This window comes from Croceibacterium mercuriale (genome assembly GCF_000802385.1).
Classification (GTDB): Bacteria; Pseudomonadota; Alphaproteobacteria; order Sphingomonadales; family Sphingomonadaceae; genus Croceibacterium; species Croceibacterium mercuriale.
Genome location: NZ_JTDN01000001.1, coordinates 1419698 through 1435469, shown reverse-complemented (window position 1 = coordinate 1435469; position 15772 = coordinate 1419698). Strand labels below are relative to the sequence as shown.

General features: G+C 68.8%; 14 protein-coding genes, 1 tRNA gene and 1 other RNA gene. 10 read left to right on the top strand and 6 right to left on the bottom strand.

All coding sequences use genetic code 11. The features are described 5' to 3' along the window. Positions 1-26: 26 nt before the first annotated feature. Together aroB and PK98_RS06595 are read right to left on the bottom strand one after the other, a co-directional pair. A complete protein-coding gene (gene aroB / locus PK98_RS06600) occupies positions 27-1133 on the bottom strand; it encodes a 3-dehydroquinate synthase (RefSeq protein ID WP_039095192.1) in 1107 nt (368 codons plus the stop codon). Next, on the bottom strand, positions 1124-1705 hold the full coding sequence (locus tag PK98_RS06595) for a shikimate kinase (protein ID WP_152608550.1): 582 nt from the start codon (positions 1703-1705) through the stop codon (positions 1124-1126). The genes aroB and PK98_RS06595 overlap by 10 nt, the downstream gene beginning before the upstream one ends. A gap of 195 nt (positions 1706-1900) precedes the next feature. Here PK98_RS06595 and PK98_RS06590 point away from each other — a divergent pair, with 195 nt between their 5' ends. From PK98_RS06590 to PK98_RS06575, 5 genes are all read left to right on the top strand, one after another. Continuing rightward, complete coding sequence (locus PK98_RS06590; protein WP_039095190.1) at positions 1901-3775, top strand: hypothetical protein; 1875 nt, start codon at positions 1901-1903, stop codon at positions 3773-3775. Between the two features lie 24 nt (positions 3776-3799). After that, positions 3800-4693, top strand: coding sequence for a tyrosine recombinase (locus tag PK98_RS06585; protein WP_039095189.1), 894 nt, complete (start codon positions 3800-3802; stop codon positions 4691-4693). Between the two features lie 10 nt (positions 4694-4703). Then, on the top strand, positions 4704-5684 hold the full coding sequence (locus PK98_RS06580; RefSeq protein WP_052208130.1) for an acetyl-CoA carboxylase carboxyltransferase subunit alpha: 981 nt from the start codon (positions 4704-4706) through the stop codon (positions 5682-5684). 35 nt (positions 5685-5719) lie between these two features. Further along, positions 5720-5869, top strand: a complete 150-nt coding sequence (locus PK98_RS16280; RefSeq protein WP_081996065.1) for a DUF2256 domain-containing protein — start codon at positions 5720-5722, stop codon at positions 5867-5869. Between the two features lie 124 nt (positions 5870-5993). After that, complete coding sequence (locus PK98_RS06575; protein ID WP_039095188.1) at positions 5994-7481, top strand: M48 family metalloprotease; 1488 nt, start codon at positions 5994-5996, stop codon at positions 7479-7481. 60 nt (positions 7482-7541) lie between these two features. Here the strand turns inward: PK98_RS06575 and PK98_RS06570 are convergent, their stop codons facing one another. Together PK98_RS06570 and PK98_RS16275 are read right to left on the bottom strand one after the other, a co-directional pair. Beyond that, positions 7542-7724: a Flp family type IVb pilin gene (locus PK98_RS06570; protein WP_039095187.1), complete on the bottom strand. Its 183-nt coding sequence runs from the start codon at positions 7722-7724 to the stop codon at positions 7542-7544. Positions 7725-7812: 88 nt separating this feature from the next. Further along, positions 7813-8013 carry a Flp family type IVb pilin gene (locus tag PK98_RS16275; protein ID WP_200884977.1) on the bottom strand — a complete coding sequence of 67 codons (201 nt, stop codon included), beginning with the start codon at positions 8011-8013 and terminating at the stop codon, positions 7813-7815. A gap of 89 nt (positions 8014-8102) precedes the next feature. Here PK98_RS16275 and PK98_RS06565 point away from each other — a divergent pair, with 89 nt between their 5' ends. Together PK98_RS06565 and PK98_RS06560 are read left to right on the top strand one after the other, a co-directional pair. Further along, positions 8103-8483, top strand: a complete 381-nt coding sequence (locus PK98_RS06565; RefSeq protein ID WP_326998652.1) for an NUDIX domain-containing protein — start codon at positions 8103-8105, stop codon at positions 8481-8483. Positions 8484-8530: 47 nt separating this feature from the next. Continuing rightward, positions 8531-8607 (top strand) — tRNA-Arg (locus tag PK98_RS06560). A 44-nt stretch (positions 8608-8651) separates the two neighbouring features. On the opposite strand, the gene PK98_RS06555 is transcribed toward PK98_RS06560, so the two are convergent. Continuing rightward, entirely contained in the window at positions 8652-10355 is a 1704-nt protein-coding gene (locus PK98_RS06555) for a bifunctional metallophosphatase/5'-nucleotidase (RefSeq protein ID WP_039095184.1), read from the bottom strand. A 104-nt stretch (positions 10356-10459) separates the two neighbouring features. Then, positions 10460-13015: a TonB-dependent receptor gene (locus tag PK98_RS06550; protein WP_039095182.1), complete on the bottom strand. Its 2556-nt coding sequence runs from the start codon at positions 13013-13015 to the stop codon at positions 10460-10462. 335 nt (positions 13016-13350) lie between these two features. On the opposite strand from PK98_RS06550, the gene ffs reads away from it, so the two are divergent. From ffs to PK98_RS06540, 3 genes are all read left to right on the top strand, one after another. Then, positions 13351-13445, top strand: an RNA gene (gene ffs / locus PK98_RS16270) — signal recognition particle sRNA small type. Positions 13446-13636: 191 nt separating this feature from the next. After that, positions 13637-15418: a DNA polymerase III subunit gamma/tau gene (locus tag PK98_RS06545; RefSeq protein ID WP_039095180.1), complete on the top strand. Its 1782-nt coding sequence runs from the start codon at positions 13637-13639 to the stop codon at positions 15416-15418. Beyond that, positions 15415-15756, top strand: a complete 342-nt coding sequence (locus tag PK98_RS06540; protein ID WP_039095178.1) for a YbaB/EbfC family nucleoid-associated protein — start codon at positions 15415-15417, stop codon at positions 15754-15756. The genes PK98_RS06545 and PK98_RS06540 overlap by 4 nt, the downstream gene beginning before the upstream one ends. Positions 15757-15772: the final 16 nt, after the last annotated feature.

The window sequence follows — 15772 nt, the reverse complement described above, 5'->3', positions numbered from 1 at the left end:
GGCTGACGCGCCCTTGCAGGTGCGCGTCAGCCCCGCAGCTGTTCGTCCAGGAACACCGCCACGTCGTCCAGCGACACCGCGCGGTCCAGGAACGCCTCGCCGATTGCGCGCAGCAGGATGAAGGGCAGGGTGCCCGCATCCATCTTCTTGTCGTGCAGCATGTGCTTCGCCAGCCCGGTACCATCCGTGTCGAGTTGCAGGCGGGCGATCTCTACCGGCAGGCCGGCCGCGCCGACCGCCTCAGCCACCAGTATCGCCTCCTCTGCCGCTAGGTGGCCGATCCGCGCGGAGTAGCGCGCTGCCAGCACCATGCCCAGCGCCACCGCCTCGCCATGCAGCAGGTCCTGGCCATAGCCGGTTTCCGCCTCCAGCGCGTGGCCGAAGGTGTGGCCCAGATTGAGCAGCGCGCGCGTGCCGGTCGTCTCGCGCTCGTCCTCCGCCACGATGCGCGCCTTGGCGGCGACGCTCTGCTCAACGGCATGTTGCTGCATCATGAGATCACCGCCCACCACGGCGCCGCCATGCGCCCGGCACCAGTCGAAGAACGCCCGATCGCCCAGCACGCCATATTTCAGCACCTCGGCAAAGCCGGAACGCAGCTCGCGCGGCGGCAGCGTGGTCAGGGTGTCGAGATCGGCCAGCACCAGCGCGGGCTGGTGGAACGCGCCGACCAGGTTCTTGCCCGCAGGCGTGGTGATCGCGGTCTTGCCGCCGACCGAGGAATCGACCTGCGCCAGCAGGCTGGTGGGCAGCTGGATGAAGCCGCAGCCGCGCTTCGTGATGGCGGCGGCGAAGCCCGCCAGATCGCCGATCACTCCGCCGCCCAGCGCCAGGATGTGGTCGCCGCGCTCCACCTCCTCCGCCAGCAGCCAGTCGACCGTACGGGCGAGGCCCTCCCAGCTCTTGGCCTGCTCCCCCGGCGCGTGCACCAGCCAGCGCACCTCCTTGCCCGCATCCTCCAGCGCCCGCGCCACCGTCTCGCCCCAGCGGGCATGGACGTTGGCATCGGTCACCACCGGTACCCGGGTCTTGCGCAGCAGCGTGCCGCACCGGGCGGCCAGATCGGGCAGCAGGCCGGTGCCGACACGCACATCGTAGGACCGGCCGGCAAGGGCCACGGGGATTACAGCCATGTGTCGATCGCCTCCAGAATGCGGTGCACGGTGTCGGCCTGCGGGCCGTTCCCGCTCAGGACCTTGAGCGGCGCCAGGGCGTAGGCGGGCTCCCGCTCCGCCTTCAGCCGTGCCAGGATTTCGGCGGGATCGCCGCCGCGCAGCAGCGGGCGGGTGTCCTTGCGGCTCACCCGTTCCACCAGGGTTGCAGTGTCGCTGTCCATCCAGACGGCGATGCCGCGCTCGATGATCATGGCGCGGGTATCCGGCTGCACGAAGGCGCCACCGCCGGTGGCGACGATGCCGGGCCCCCCTTGCAGCAACCGGGCGATCACGCGCCGCTCGCCGTCGCGGAAATACGCCTCGCCGAAGCGACCGAACACTTCGCTGACGCTCATCCGCGCGGCGCGCTCGATCTCCTCGTCGGCATCGCTGAAGGGCATCTGCAGCGCCTGCGCCAGCCGGCGGCCGACGCTGGTCTTGCCCACGCCCATCATGCCGACCAGCACGATCGGGCGGTCGATACGGGTCTGCAGCCGCGTGGCGAGATCACGGATTGTGGCGTCGTTCGGGCTGCTGGGCTCGATGGTCATTGCCGTGCGCGCTATAGTTGCGCTAACCGCCGGCGCAAGCGTGCGGGGAAGTACAGACACAGTGGCGATGCGCCGGAAAACCATAATGCAGGTGTCGATTGGTCTGGTGGCGCTGTTCGTGCTGCTGGCCTGGATCGATGGCGGGCGGGAGCCACAGCGGATGATCGAGCAGCCGGTTGTGCTGGAGAGCGGACAATGAGGCGCGGCACCTGGATCGCCCTGCTGAGCGGGGCTGCCTTGGCGGTGTCGTCCGGCCTGGCGATGGCCGCCCCGGAATCGCTGCTGCCGCCCGGCTTCGGCCAGCCGGCCCCTGCGCCCGCGCCCAGTCCGGCGCCAGCTCCCGCGCCTTCGGCACGTCCCGCGCAGCCGGCACCGCGCCCGTCGCCGCGGGCGAGCGCGCCTTCGCCGACCTCCTCCGCCGTGGTCCAGCCGCTGCCGCGCGCGGTCACCCCGCCGCCGCCCGCCGCCATCGGCATCCCCACCCTGGCCGGAGGGCGCCTGCCATCCGTCCGTGAGCTGGAACGGATGAGCGATGCGGAGTTCGACGCTCTGTTTGGCCTGGCGCCGCAATATGACATCCCGCCCGGCGCCCGCCGGGCACTGCGGCAGGTCGGCGTCATCGATCAGGCCGAGGGTGGCTTCGGCCCGGGTGCGCTGTCCCGGCAACCGGCCGCGCTGGTGCGCGCGGCGCTGATCGGCACCCAGGGCCCGCTGGTGTCGCGCTGGGGGCACATCCTGCTGCGCCGGACCCTCGCCAGCCGCATGGATGCGCCGCTGGGCATGGACCCGGTCGCCTTTGCCGCGCTGCGGGCCGACCTGCTGAACCGCCTGGGCGAACCGGCCGCTGCCCGCGCGCTGGTGCAGGATATCGAATCTGCCGCCTACTCGCCGGGGCTGGGGGCCGTGGCCCTGACCGCATATCTGGGCACGGGCGATATCCTCGGCATCTGCCCGGTGATGGGCGTGCATGGCACCCTGCGCGACGATGCGCCGTGGTTGATGGCCCGGCACATCTGCGATGCCCACGCGGGCGAGACGCAGGATGCCGACCGGGCGCTGCGCCGGATGCTGAACGGCAGTGATGCCCGCCCGATCGATGTGCGGCTGGCGCAGCGCTATGCCGGTTCAGCGGGCGCCGGGCGCCGTTCCGTGACGATCGAGTGGGACAATGTCGACGCGCTCGACCCTTGGCGCCTGGGCCTGGCCCGCACGCTGGGGATCGAGGTGCCGGACGCATTGCTGTCCGGGGCGCCCGCCCGCCTGCGGATGGCCGATGTGCATATCCCGGCCACCCCGCTCGCCGCGCGCATCGCCGCGGCGGATGGCGCGGGCGCGGCCGGCGTGCTGTCGTCTTCCGCCATGGTCGATCTGTGGTCGCAGGCGTTTGACGAGCCCGCCATGGAGGGCGCCCCGCGCGACCGGGCGCAGGCGTTGCGCCTGGCCTATGTCGCGCGCCAGCCGTCCGACCGGGTCGCCGCCATGCGCCAGCTGTGGACCGGCAGCGATCCCTATGCCGGGCAGGTGCTGACCGCCTACGCCGCGGCGCGCCTGCCGGTCCTGGCCACCGCCGTGGACGAGGCGCCGCAGCTGATCGGCGCGATGCTGTCCGCCGGGCTTGACCGCAACGCCGCCCGCTGGGCCGAGGTGGTGCCGGAGGGCAGCCTCGGCTGGGCACTGCTGGCGGTGGGCACGCCGGGCGCGTCCGGGGTCGATGAAGGTGCACTGGACGATTTCATCGGCGATGACGGCAGCAGCGAAGGGCGCAAGGGCCGTTTCCTGGTCGCGGGGCTGGCGGGCTTGGGTCGGCTGGACGAGGGGACGGCGCAGGGATTGCTGAGCGACATGGGCACCAGTCTGCGGCTGGAAGGTGCCTGGAGCCGGCGGATCGATGCCGCCGCGCAGTACCGCAACGCCGCCCTCGTTGCCTTGCTGGCCGGCGTGGGCATGCAGGGCGACGGCTGGGACCGGATGACCGCGCGCCAGCTGTTTCACATCGTGCGCGCGCTGTCACAGGTCGGGCTGGAGCCTGAGGCCCGGATGATCGCGGCGGAGGCGGTCGCCCGCGCATGATCACGCATCCGTGATCGTTCGGTCGTGAGCGCCCCTGCCACCGACGCTTTCCTGGCGATGCTGGCGGCAGAGCGCGGTGCCGCCGCCAACACGCTGGCGGCCTATCGCAGCGACCTGGCCGGCGCGGAGCAGCTGATCGGCCCGTTGGCCGAGGCGGGAGAGGGCGACCTCGGGCGCCTCGCCGCGGAATGGACCGACCTGTCCCCCGCCACGCTGGCCCGCAAGGCATCCGCCCTGCGGCAGTTCTACCTGTTTCTGGTGGAGGAAGGGCTGCGACCCGACGATCCCTCCACCGCCCTGCCGCGACCGGCCATCCGGCGGCCCCTGCCACGTATCCTGAACCACGCGGAGGTCGCCCGCCTGTTCACCACAGCCGAGGCTGAGGCCGCCATCGGCACCGCGCCGGCCTTGCGGATGCTGGCCCTGCTGGAGATGCTCTACGGCTCCGGCCTGCGCGCCACGGAGCTGGTGTCCCTGCCGATGGCGGCCGTGCCGCGGGACGCGCCGTTCGTGACCCTCATCGGCAAGGGCGGGCGGCAACGCATGGTGCCGGTCTCAACCCGCGCGAAGGCTGCGCTGGGCGACTGGCTAGCGGTACGCCCCACTGGCACGCGCCATCTGTTCCCGGGGCGCGCGGGTGCGGTTGCAGGGCATCTGACGCGCATCCGGCTGTACCAGCTGATCCGTGAACTGGCCGCCCGCGCCGACATCGACCCTGCGCGGGTCAGCCCGCATGTGCTGCGTCATGCCTTCGCGACCCATCTGCTGGAGGGCGGCGCCGATTTGCGCGTGCTGCAGACACTGCTGGGTCATGCCGACATTTCCACCACGCAGATCTACACTCATGTGGATGCCGCAAGGCTGGTGGCGCTGGTGAACGAGCGTCATCCCCTTGCAGCACGCGCCCACTCGCCTTAGCGCTGCTGCCATGATCTCCTATCTCGATTTCGAAAAGCCGCTGGCAGAGCTCGACAGCCGCATCGCCGACCTGCGCACCACCGCGGGGGAAAGCGGCGATGTCGACATCTCGTCCGAGATTGCGCGGCTGGAAGGCAAGAGCGCGGACATGCTGGCCGGGCTGTATGCCGGGCTGACGCCGTGGCAGAAGACGCAGGTGGCCCGCCACCCGCAACGGCCGCACTTCCGCGATTACCTGTCCTACGCCTTCGAAGACTGGGTGCCACTGGGCGGGGACCGCCTGTTCGGCAATGATCAGGCGATCATGGGCGGGCTGGCCACGCTGGGTGGCCGGCGCGTGATGCTGATCGGCCATGAGAAGGGCAACGACACCCACAGCCGCATCCGCCACAATTTCGGGATGGGCAAGCCGGAAGGGTATCGCAAGGCGATCCGCCTGATGGAGATGGCCGGCCGGTTCAACCTGCCCGTGGTCACGCTGGTCGACACATCCGGCGCCTTCCCGGGGATCGAGGCGGAGGAGCGCGGCCAGGCCGAAGCCATCGCCCGCTCGACCGAAGCATGTCTGGCACTGCCCACCCCGCTGGTCGCGGCGATCGTGGGGGAGGGCGGCTCCGGCGGGGCGGTGGCGCTGGCCAGCGCATCCCGGGTGCTGATGTTCGAACATGCGGTTTACTCGGTGATCTCGCCTGAAGGCTGCGCCTCCATCCTGTGGCGCACGGCCGAGAAGGCACCGCAGGCGGCCGAAGCGATGCGCATGACCGCGCAGGAACTGGCAGAGCTTGGCGTGATCGACCGCATCGTGCCGGAGCCGCGCGGCGGTGCCCAGCGCGATGGGCGTACGGCGGCGCTGGCGCTGGCCGACGCGATCGGCGAGGAGCTCGATCTTCTGGGCGAGGTGCCTCCGGCCGATCTGCGTCGCCAGCGGGAGGACCGCTTTCTGTCGATGGGCATGGGCGTCACACCCCAGGCCAGGAAGGGCAAGCGCTGAGGGAGACCTTTGTGCAGCCGGGGCGTTGAAGCGTCATGGTGCACAAGAAGGTCAACCTGCCGACCAAGATCTGCGTGGCCTGCGGGCGCCCGTTCGCGTGGCGCAAGAAGTGGGCGCGCGACTGGGACAATGTGAAGTTCTGCTCGGACCGTTGCCGGGCCGCCGGGGCGGCGAAGCCGTCGTAGATGCGCCCTGTGCGCCTTCGCGCGGGGAACATACCTCCAACCCGCCGGTTCGCCTGATACGAGCAGAACAAGGCCGCGCCGGCAGGGAGCGTGCGGCCGCCGCACATCAGGGAGCCTTGCGCAAATGCCACAATCCAACCTCACCCGTCGCTTCACCGGCGCGGTGCTCGCCGGCGTCGCCTCGCTGTCGCTGGGCGCCTGCGCTACGATGCCCGGTTCCTCCATCCAGCCCGGCACGCCGATCAGTCAGGCGGAGGCGCAGCAGGGCGCGCAGTATCACGAGCAGTTCGTGCAGGAGTTCGGCGGCGCGGTGCGTGGCCCGCAGGCCGATTACGTGGTGCAGGTGGGGCAGAACATCGCCGTGCAATCCGGCCTTGCCACCACGCCCGACGCCTTCCGCGTCACGCTGCTGAACTCCTCGATCAACAACGCCTTCGCGGTGCCCGGCGGCTACGTCTACGTCACCCGCCAGCTGGTCGGACTGATGAACAACGAGGCGGAGCTGGCCGGCGTGCTGGGGCACGAGGTCGGCCATGTCGCCGCCCGCCACTCCGCCCGACGCCAGCAGACCGCGCAGCGCAACCAGCTGCTGGGTGTGCTGGGGCAGGTGGTCTCGGGCGTGCTCCTGGGCGATTCGGCGCTGGGTCGCGGTGCGGCGAACCTGCTGAACACCGGAACGCAGCTTGCAACGCTGAGCTATTCCCGCTCGCAGGAAACCGAGGCGGACCAGCTGGGCGTCAATTACCTGCGCACGGCCGGCTACGATCCGTCCGCGATGTCGACCGTGCTCGAAAGCCTTGCCCGCCAGAACGCGCTGGACCAGCAGCTGCAGGGTCAGCAGGCGACCGTGCCCGAATGGGCCTCCACCCACCCCGATCCGGCCAGCCGCGTCGCCGCGGCGCGCAACATGGCCGGGCCGCAGGCCGGTGGCGTGCTGAACCGGGAAAACTTCCTCAGCCGCATCAACGGGCTGACCTATGATGACGACCCGGCGCAGGGCGTGATCGAGGGGCAGAGCTTCATTCACCCGCAGTTCCGCCTGACCTTCAGCGTGCCGCAGGGCTTCACCATGTCGAACGGCGCGCAGGCGGTATCGATCACCGGCGGCAACGGGCAGGGTCAGCTGGCGAGCGCGCCGTTCAGCGGCAATCTCGACACCTATGTGCAGCAGGTGTTCCAGTCCCTCGCCGGTCAGGGTGGCGCGCTGGCGCCGCAGGCATTGCAGCGCACCACGGTGAACAGCCTGCCGGCGGTCTATGGCACGGCGCGGGTCAATTCCGGACAGCAGCAGGTGGACGTGGTGGTCTTCGCCTATCAGTTCAGCAACAGCCAGGCGTTCCATTTCGCCACGATCAGCCCGGTGGGCGGGGCAGGGGTGTTCAACCCCATGTTCAACTCCATGCGCCGGATCAGCGCGGCGGAGGCGGCGGAAGTGGTGCCGCGCCGGATCGAGGTGGTGACCGCCGCCCGGGCCGACAGCGTGCAGAGCCTGGCGCGCCGGATGGCGTACACCAATGGCCAGGTGGAGCGTTTCCGCGTGCTCAACGGCCTGTCCGGCAATGCGGAGCTGGTGCCGGGGCAGCAGTACAAGATCGTAGTGCGGTCGAACTGATCGCCCATGGAAAAGGGCGACACCCGGAGGTGCCGCCCTTTTTCTCGATGTCGGCGCTGATTACGCGGCCTTGGTCGCCTCGGTGTTCAGCTTGGTGCCGACATTCGTAAAGATGCCGGACAGGCCGCCCTGCAGCGTACCGAGCGCGGTGATGAGGCCGACAGCGACCAGCGCTGCGATCAGGCCGTATTCGATGGCCGTGGCGCCATCCTCGTTCTTACGCAGCTTCTTCAAAAACTTCATCGATGGTCTCCTGGTGTGCACTACCCGATCGCCCGACCCGTTCGCGAATCAAGCATTTGCACATTGACCCCTGCCGGTTGATTTTTTGCTAACCCGGTCCCGCCGCATCTTCGACGGCACCGGCCGTCCGCTCGAACGACGCGGTGTTCTGCTCGCCGACGAAGCTGACGGAGCTGAAGATGGCGAGCGCGATCAGGGCGACGATCATCGCATACTCGATCGCGGTCGCACCCGACCGATCGGCGTGCAGCCGGCGCAACCATTGCCTTGCTCGATATGGACGTGTCACGCGGCCTGACCCTTCTTGCACTTGCGATGGTCGCCACATGGCACGGCGCAAGTAAAGAACCGGTTGTGACGGCAAGGGAGTGACTCGCGGTGGAACAGCCGATGCTGGTGGTAGCCTTGTGCCTGGAGGATGCGGATGGTCGCCTGCTGCTGGCCCGCCGACCCGTCGGCAAGCATCATGGCGGATTGTGGGAGTTTCCCGGCGGCAAGGTGGAGCCCGGTGAAACCTCGCGCGCGGCCCTGGTCCGCGAGGTGGCGGAAGAACTGGCCATCGGCATCGATCCGGCGGCCCTTGTGCCGCTGACCTTTGCCGAGGACGACAGGCTGGTCCTGCTGCTGTTCGGCGCCTGGTCGGCGAAGGGTGAGGTGACCGGGCTGGAGGGTCAGGAATGGGGCTGGTTCACCCGCGAAGCCGCCGCCGCGCTGCCGCTGGCGCCGCTGGACAAACAAATGCTGCACTTGCTTGCATAAAGCCCTTGCCAACCGGGATCGGCCTGCTATTCGGCGCCCTCCCGAGGGCACCCGTAGCTCAGCTGGATAGAGCACCAGACTACGAATCTGGGGGCCGGAGGTTCGAATCCTTCCGGGTGCACCATTACAAAGCCCGCTTCCGATCTGTCGGAAGCGGGCTTTGTCATATCAGGCGCCGGGTGCCTGGGTGACCCGCGCCACCGGATCGACGGCCACGTCGCCGGTGATGAAGGCGGTCAGCGCGTCCAGGTCGACTCCGCCGTGCGCCACGTTCCTGGCCGTCGGCAGCACGGTAAAGCCGTCGCCGCCGCTTGCCAGGAAGTTGTTCACCGTGATGCGGTAGGTGCGCGCCGGGTCGATCGCGGCGCCGCCCAGCGTGGCGCTGGTGATGCGCCGCCCGACCGGCAGTGCGGGGTCAAAGACGAAGGTGAAGCCGCGCGACGGGATCAGGATGGTGCCGCCATCCTGGCCTTCCCGGAACTGCTGCTCCAGCAGCGCCACCAGATCGGCACCGGTCAGCTCCAGCACCTCCAGCGTGTTGCCGAAGGGCTGCAGCGCATAGAGCTGGCCGAAGGTGACCGTTCCGTCGGCCGCCGGCTGGAACGCCGCACGCACGCCGCCCTGGTTGATGAAGGCGATGTCCGCCCCGCCACGCTCGGCCCCGCTGGTGGCGGCAAGCTGTGCATCGGCAACCAGGCGGGCCAGCGGGCTGTCGACCTGCTCCCCGCGGCCCAGAGAGCCGTCGATCCGTCCGATCACCCGGTCAGACACGGCGCGGGTCGCATCGGCGTAACGGGCCACCAGCGCGGCGATGCCGGTCTGTTCGCCCGCGACCCCGGTGACCGGCACGTTGACCGCGTTCATGGTCCAGCGCCCGGCAGCGTCGCGTCCGGCGCGGATGTCGGTCACAAAGCCGCCATAGCGCCCGGCGCTGGTCAGCAACCGCTCGCCCCCGCCGGCCAGCGGCATGCGGCAGACATAGGCATTGTGCGTGTGGCCTGAAACGACCAGCGGAATGGCCGGCGTCAGGCGCTCCAGGATCGGCAGCACCGGGCCGTCCAGACCCGCGCAGTCATCCGCGCGGAACATGCCCTCCACCGTTGCACCCTGGTGCAGCAGCAGCACGACCAGATCGGCGCCGCCGGCCCGCAGCTCGGCCGCCAGCCGGTTGGCCGTCTCCGCCTCGTCCGCGAAGCGCCAGCCGGCGGTGCCGGCGGGGGAGGAGACCTGCGCCGTTTCCTTCAGCGTCATGCCGATGAAGCCGACCGTGACATCGCCGAACTGGCGCAGCGCCGTGCCGGGGAACAGCGTGGCGCCGCTCTCGTCCAGCACGTTGGCGGCCAGATACTGGAAGGTGGCGCCGGTGAACGGTTCCAGTGCGCACGGCTGCTTGGGCGTGTTCTGCTCGCAGCCGCCCTGCTGCAGGCGTGTCAGCTCGGCCGTGCCGCGGTCGAATTCGTGATTGCCGACGGCCGCCAGCTCCAGCCCCATCTGGCTGAGCGCGGCGATGCTGGGCTCGTCCAGGTAATAGGACGAAACCAGCGGGCTGGCGCTGATCAGGTCACCTGCCGCCACGGTGACGGTGTTGGGCTGGCCCTGCCGCATGGCCGCCAGCTGCGCCCCCAGCCGCGCTGCGCCGCCCAGCACGGCAGTCTGCTGCCCGCCGGGCACGTTGGCGGGCGTACCGAACCAGGTGGTCGGCTGCGTGGGCACCTCCAGATTGCCGTGAAGGTCGTTGAGGCCGAGGATCTGCAGGGTCGCCGTCGCCTGCTGGCCGCCGGCGGGCGAGGGGGTGGGCAGGGTGGTGCAGGCGCCCAATGCCAGCAGGATGGCGGGCGAGAGCAGCAGGCAGGGTGCGAGGGGACGGAACATGAGGCAGACTCCTGGCAAGATCGTTGCCGGCGACAAAACAAAAACGGGGAGGCGCCGCAAGACGCCTCCCCGCAAATGTCCGCCGGCCAAGGGGCCGATGGTGATCAGAACGCAGCGGTGAGAGACACCGACACGGTGCGCGGGGCACCGATCTGCACGTTGGGAACGCTGCCCGGTGTACCCGTGATCACGCCTGCGCCCAGCACGTTGCCCTGGTTCAGACCCGCCGTGTAGGTGCCGGCGTACAGGTCGTCGAACAGGTTGTAGACGTTCAGCTGCACGAAAGTGCGGTCATTCAGGCCGGCCCACTCCATGTTCACGCGAGCATCCAGGTTGACCAGCCAGTAGGCCGGGGTCTGCGCACCGAACACCTCGACCGGAGCCGCCGCGGTTCCGGCATAAACCGGCAGGTTGGTGTCGTAGATGAACCGGCCACCGGTCCGCTTGGCGGTGGCGCCCAGGTCGACGGGGCCGAGCATCAGGCGAGCCTGCGCACCGTAGCTGTATTCCGGCGCGCCGGATTCACGCTTGCCTGCGGTAGCGATGAAGATCGGGCCGGCCGCGTTCGTACCGCTCTGCACGTCATCCTTGATCTCGGACTTCAGGTAGGAGCCGAACAGGCCGATGAACAGCTCCGGGATCGGCGTCACGTTCAGGCTGCCGTCGATCCCGTACTTCTCCACATCGCCCAGGTTGCGATAGACGTTGCGGTCGGTTTCCGGATCGTAGGCCGAAGCCAGACGGTTGGCATACTTGGTGTACCAGCCCACCGCCATCGCCTGCACCATGCCGGTGGTGTACCGCACGCCCAGGTCGAAATTGTCGGTGGTTTCCGGGGCCGGATTGGCCGGGCCGGCGTCCGGCGCGAAGAAGAAGGAGTTGTACAGCGCGTCCGTACCGGGGACCTGCAGACCCTTGGAATAGTTGAAGAACACCTGCATCGGATCGGTCAGGTCGAAGGTGAAGCCGGCGCTCGGCAGGACCTTGTTGTAGTCCAGCTCGCGCTGCTGCGGACCCTGGACGGTCGGGCGCGCCGCGGCATAGGCTGCGTTGGCTGCTTCCGTGGCGAAGCAGTCGACGAAGCCGCTGTCGCTGGTGGTGAAGCAGTTGTTCTGCAGGTCACGCTTGAAGAACGGCGCGCGCAGACCGGCGACCACGTTGAAGCGGCCCTCGGCGAAGCTGCCGCGATACTCGCCCGACACCTGGTGCAGGATCGCCTTGCTCTCGCGATCGCGCTTCTGCAGCACGTTGCCGGCCGCATCGGTCAGCGGGTTGTCATAGGCCGGCATGGTGCTCAGCGGCTCGCCATTGCCATAGACCAGGCCGGCTTCGCCCGTCTGGCGGTGATCGCCGTAGTCCAGCGTGTAGGCCAGACGCACCGTGTGATCCGGGGTGATGTCGTAGATCAGGTTGGAGATCACGCCATACCGGTTCGTGCGGGTCTGGCTGGGCTGGATGACCGTCACGCGGTCGAGGATGTCACCGTCCCCGTTCAGGTCACGTCCGAAGTAGAACGAACCGCCCACATTGCCCGTCAGGCCGCGGGGAACCCCGCCGACAGCGCTCGCAGGTGTCAGGCTTTCGAACGCAGACGTGGTGCCGCCGCCATTGGCGCGGGTCCACTGGAAGCTCGGCTCGACCGTCAGCACCAGCTGGTCGGTCAGCGTGAAGCGGCCGGCGGCCCGGATGTTGCCCGTCTTGGACGGGTTGTAGCGGCGGTCGAACTCGGTGCCGCAGACATTCGGCAGATCGACCTGGCCCGGACGGGCGGTCAGATTGACGGCGCACGGAGCGCTGATGTCGTAGGTCGCCTCGTCACGGTTGTTCGGGAAGCGGTTGCCGGAACCCGGGCCGACCACGCGGTTGGCGTCGTTGCGCAGGGGAACCGATCCGAAGAAGTTGTTGCGGTTCTCGTTATAATGCCCCGCGATCCACACATAGTCGTCACCCGCCAGCGGCTGGTAGATCTTGGCGTTGAACTGCGTCTTGTCGACCACGCCGTAATTGTTGATCGGGTTGTCGTAGTCCTGCTTGCTGGCAGAGATGAACGCGCGCAAGCCGCTGCTGGTCAGCGCACCGGTGTCGATCATGCCGAAGATGCGGAACATGTCGAAATCGCCGGCGGAGACGGAGAGCATGGCGCCCATGTCCTCGCTGGGCGTGCGGCTCTGATAGTTGACGGTCGAGCCGCTGGCCGAAGCAGTCGGGCTGTCGATGTCGGTCGAACCCAGGTTCACATTGACGTTGTCGATGATCTCCGGGTCGAGCTGCTGGTTGGAATAGATGGCGTAGTTGCCGGTGTCGTTCAGCGGCAGGCCGTCGAAGGTCAGGCTGATGCGGTCGGCGGAGAAGCCGCGGATCGACAGCTGGCCGCCGCCGGAGCCGTAGGCGTCGTTGTTGGTGAACGTGACGCCCGGGATGATGTTGATCGAATCGAGTACGGTCTGACCCGGGCCGTTGCGCTCCAGCTGCTCCTGCGTCAGCACCTGCTTGGCGCGCGGCGTGCTCGGCATCAGGATGCCTTCGACGTTGCGGGTGACGGAGCCGCTGACGATGATCGCATTGCCTTCGACTTCACTGGAGGCTGCGGACTGCGCGTGGACGGTCGCGGGCAGCACGAGCGCCAGGATCGAGCAGCCGCCGAAAAGGATGTTCTTCATTGCAGTGGTTCCTGCCTGCGATGGTGATGGAATGTCGGCTGAGCGCATCACGTGAACCGATGTCCACGAGCCGCCCTTGCGACCGGCTAGATACATAGAATGTTACAGCTATGCGACACGCTTCGCATGTGCCGCATCATGGAGCAGCTGTTGACAGAGCAAACAAGCTGTTGATTTTATGAGAGTAAATCAAAAACATGCCTCTTCCGGGAACGTTTCGGCGGCAACTTCTCCGCTGCAGTGCGGCATGATTGCAACACCGGGCCGGCATGCGCCGGTCCGGACTTTTTGGATCGGCCGTCTTGATCGGTCGGGCTTTGCGCGGCATAGGAGCCGCGGGAGTCGGGTGGACGTTCGCGTCCGCCAACTTGGTCAGGTCCGGAAGGAAGCAGCCACAACGGATGGCAGCGGGTCGCCCGGCTCCTATTTCATGCAAAACATCGCTGTCCTACACAGGCGCCGCCTGCGATGGCTGGCTGCGTCCGCAGAGCCATCCTGGTCCCCATCGGCGCGCAGGTCCGCCGGGGATCCCTGGACACTGTCAGATGTGTCAACTTCGCCCTTCATTCGACAGGCCGGGTCGCGCTCACTAGATTGCGGGTCGTGATCGATTCAGCAGACATGTTCGGTGATTCCCCGCCCATCGGGGACAGCCCGCAGGAACCGGAGCGCCCCGCCGTGGCGGAGCTGGAGGCTGCCGGCCAAGCCGCGATGTTCGGCGATCCGGCGCCCGCGTCGCCGCCCGCTCCCGCCGCGCCGCAACCATCGACGGCGGAAGGCCAGGCCTATCGCGTGCTGGCGCGCAAGTATCGTCCCCAGACCTTCAGCCAGCTGATCGGGCAGGAGCCGATGGTCCGCACGCTGGGCAACGCCATTGCCCGGGGCCGGCTGGCGCACGCCTTCCTGATGACCGGCGTGCGCGGCGTGGGCAAGACCAGCACCGCCCGGCTGATCGCCAAGGCGCTCAACTGCGTCGGGCCGGACGGTCAGGGCGGCCCGACCATCGACCCGTGCGGTCAGTGCGAGCCGTGTCGCGCCATCGCGGAAGGGCGCCATATCGACGTGATCGAGATGGACGCCGCCAGCCACACCGGCGTCAACGATGTGCGCGAGATCATCGAGGCGGTACGCTACGCCGCGGTCAGCGCCCGCTACAAGATCTACATCATCGACGAGGTTCACATGCTGTCGAACAGCGCGTTCAACGCGCTGCTCAAGACGCTGGAGGAGCCGCCGGCGCACGTGAAGTTCCTGTTTGCCACCACGGAAGTCGACAAGCTGCCGGTGACGGTGCTCAGCCGCACCCAGCGGTTCGATCTCCGGCGCATTCCGGCGGCCACCCTGCGCGAACATTTTGCCTCCATCTGCCGGCAGGAAGGCGTGGAGGCGGAGGACGAGGCGCTGGGCATGGTCGCTGCCGCGGCCGAGGGTTCGGTGCGGGACGGGCTGTCGATCCTGGACCAGGCGATCGCCCATGCCGATGCCGACACGGGCGGCGTGGTGACGGAAGAACGGGTCCGCGACATGCTGGGCCTGGCGGACAAGAGCGCCCGACGGCGGCTGTTCGCGTCCCTGCTGGGCGGCGAAGCCGGCGCCATGCTGGACGAGGTGGAGCGGCAATATGCGCTCGGCGTCGATCCGCTGGCGCTGGTCCGCTCGTTGATGGATCTGACGCATCAGGTGGCGGTGACGCAGGTCGGCGGCGGCACCAGCAGTGCCCCCACGCTGGAGGAACGCGCCGATGTGGAAGGCTGGGCCGCGCGCCTGTCACCCGGGCAGGTCCACCGTCTGTGGCAGCTGCTGCTGAAGGGGCATGACGAGGTGCGTGCTGCGCCCGATCCGCTGGCATCCGCGCAGATGGCGCTGCTGCGTGTGACCCATGCGGCCGACCTGCCCGACCCCGGCACGCTGGCCAGCCAGCTGAGCGACATGCTGGCCCGAGCGCCGGCGATCCCGGCTGCTCCGGCGGGCGAGGGCAGTGCGCCCGCTGCAGTGCAGGCGGAAGCGTCGGTTCCGTCGATCGACTGGGCTGCCCTGTGCGATCAGGTGGAGGATCGCGGACGGTTGCGGGTGGCGAACCTGATGCGCGACTGGTTGCGCGTGGTGGAACTGGCGCCCGGGCGGCTGGTCTATCAGCTGGTGCCCGGCATCGGTGACGAGCCGACCGCCGACCTGCGCGATGCGCTGCGCGAGGCGACCGGCATCAAGTGGCAGGTCGAGCGCGGCGAGGGCGAGGGTGCGCCTTCGCTGCGGGAAGAGGCGGAGTCGCTGAAGCATGCGGAGCGGGAGCGGGTGCTGGCGGATCCGCTGGTGCAGGCCGCCTTTGCCGCCTTCCCAGGCGCCGAACTGATCGAAGAGGAACGCGCCCCCGCGGGCGTCGCAACACGGAGCAGAGCACAATGAAGTCGATGGAAGAGATGATGCAGGCAGCGCAGCAGGCGGCCGAAACCATCCAGAAGCAGATGAACGAGGCGCAGGCCAAGCTCGACTCGGTCGAGGTCGAGGGGACGGCCGGTGGCGGACTGGTGAAGATCCGCTGCACCGCCAAGGGCCGCATCCTGAGCGTGGCGATCGACGACAGCCTGATCGTGCCCGAGGACAAGCAGATGCTGGAAGACCTGGTCACCGCGGCCTTCAACGATGCCCGCACCAAGGCCGACCAGGCCGCCGGGCAGGAGATGCAGGCGATCCAGTCCGGCATGGGCCTGCCGCCGGGCCTGAGCATCCCGGGCTTCAGCTGAGGCCGGACAGGTTCCG

Coding starts and splice junctions, on each gene's coding strand:
- PK98_RS06550 (WP_039095182.1), bottom strand. CDS start 13,015: ATGAAGAACATCCTTTTCGGCGGCTGCTCGATCCTGGCGCTCGTGCTG.
- PK98_RS06540 (WP_039095178.1), top strand. CDS start 15,415: ATGAAGTCGATGGAAGAGATGATGCAGGCAGCGCAGCAGGCGGCCGAA.
- PK98_RS06545 (WP_039095180.1), top strand. CDS start 13,637: ATGTTCGGTGATTCCCCGCCCATCGGGGACAGCCCGCAGGAACCGGAG.
- PK98_RS06555 (WP_039095184.1), bottom strand. CDS start 10,355: ATGTTCCGTCCCCTCGCACCCTGCCTGCTGCTCTCGCCCGCCATCCTG.
- PK98_RS06590 (WP_039095190.1), top strand. CDS start 1,901: ATGAGGCGCGGCACCTGGATCGCCCTGCTGAGCGGGGCTGCCTTGGCG.
- aroB (WP_039095192.1), bottom strand. CDS start 1,133: ATGGCTGTAATCCCCGTGGCCCTTGCCGGCCGGTCCTACGATGTGCGT.
- PK98_RS06595 (WP_152608550.1), bottom strand. CDS start 1,705: ATGACCATCGAGCCCAGCAGCCCGAACGACGCCACAATCCGTGATCTC.
- PK98_RS06570 (WP_039095187.1), bottom strand. CDS start 7,724: ATGAAGTTTTTGAAGAAGCTGCGTAAGAACGAGGATGGCGCCACGGCC.
- PK98_RS16280 (WP_081996065.1), top strand. CDS start 5,720: ATGGTGCACAAGAAGGTCAACCTGCCGACCAAGATCTGCGTGGCCTGC.
- PK98_RS06580 (WP_052208130.1), top strand. CDS start 4,704: ATGATCTCCTATCTCGATTTCGAAAAGCCGCTGGCAGAGCTCGACAGC.
- PK98_RS06575 (WP_039095188.1), top strand. CDS start 5,994: ATGCCACAATCCAACCTCACCCGTCGCTTCACCGGCGCGGTGCTCGCC.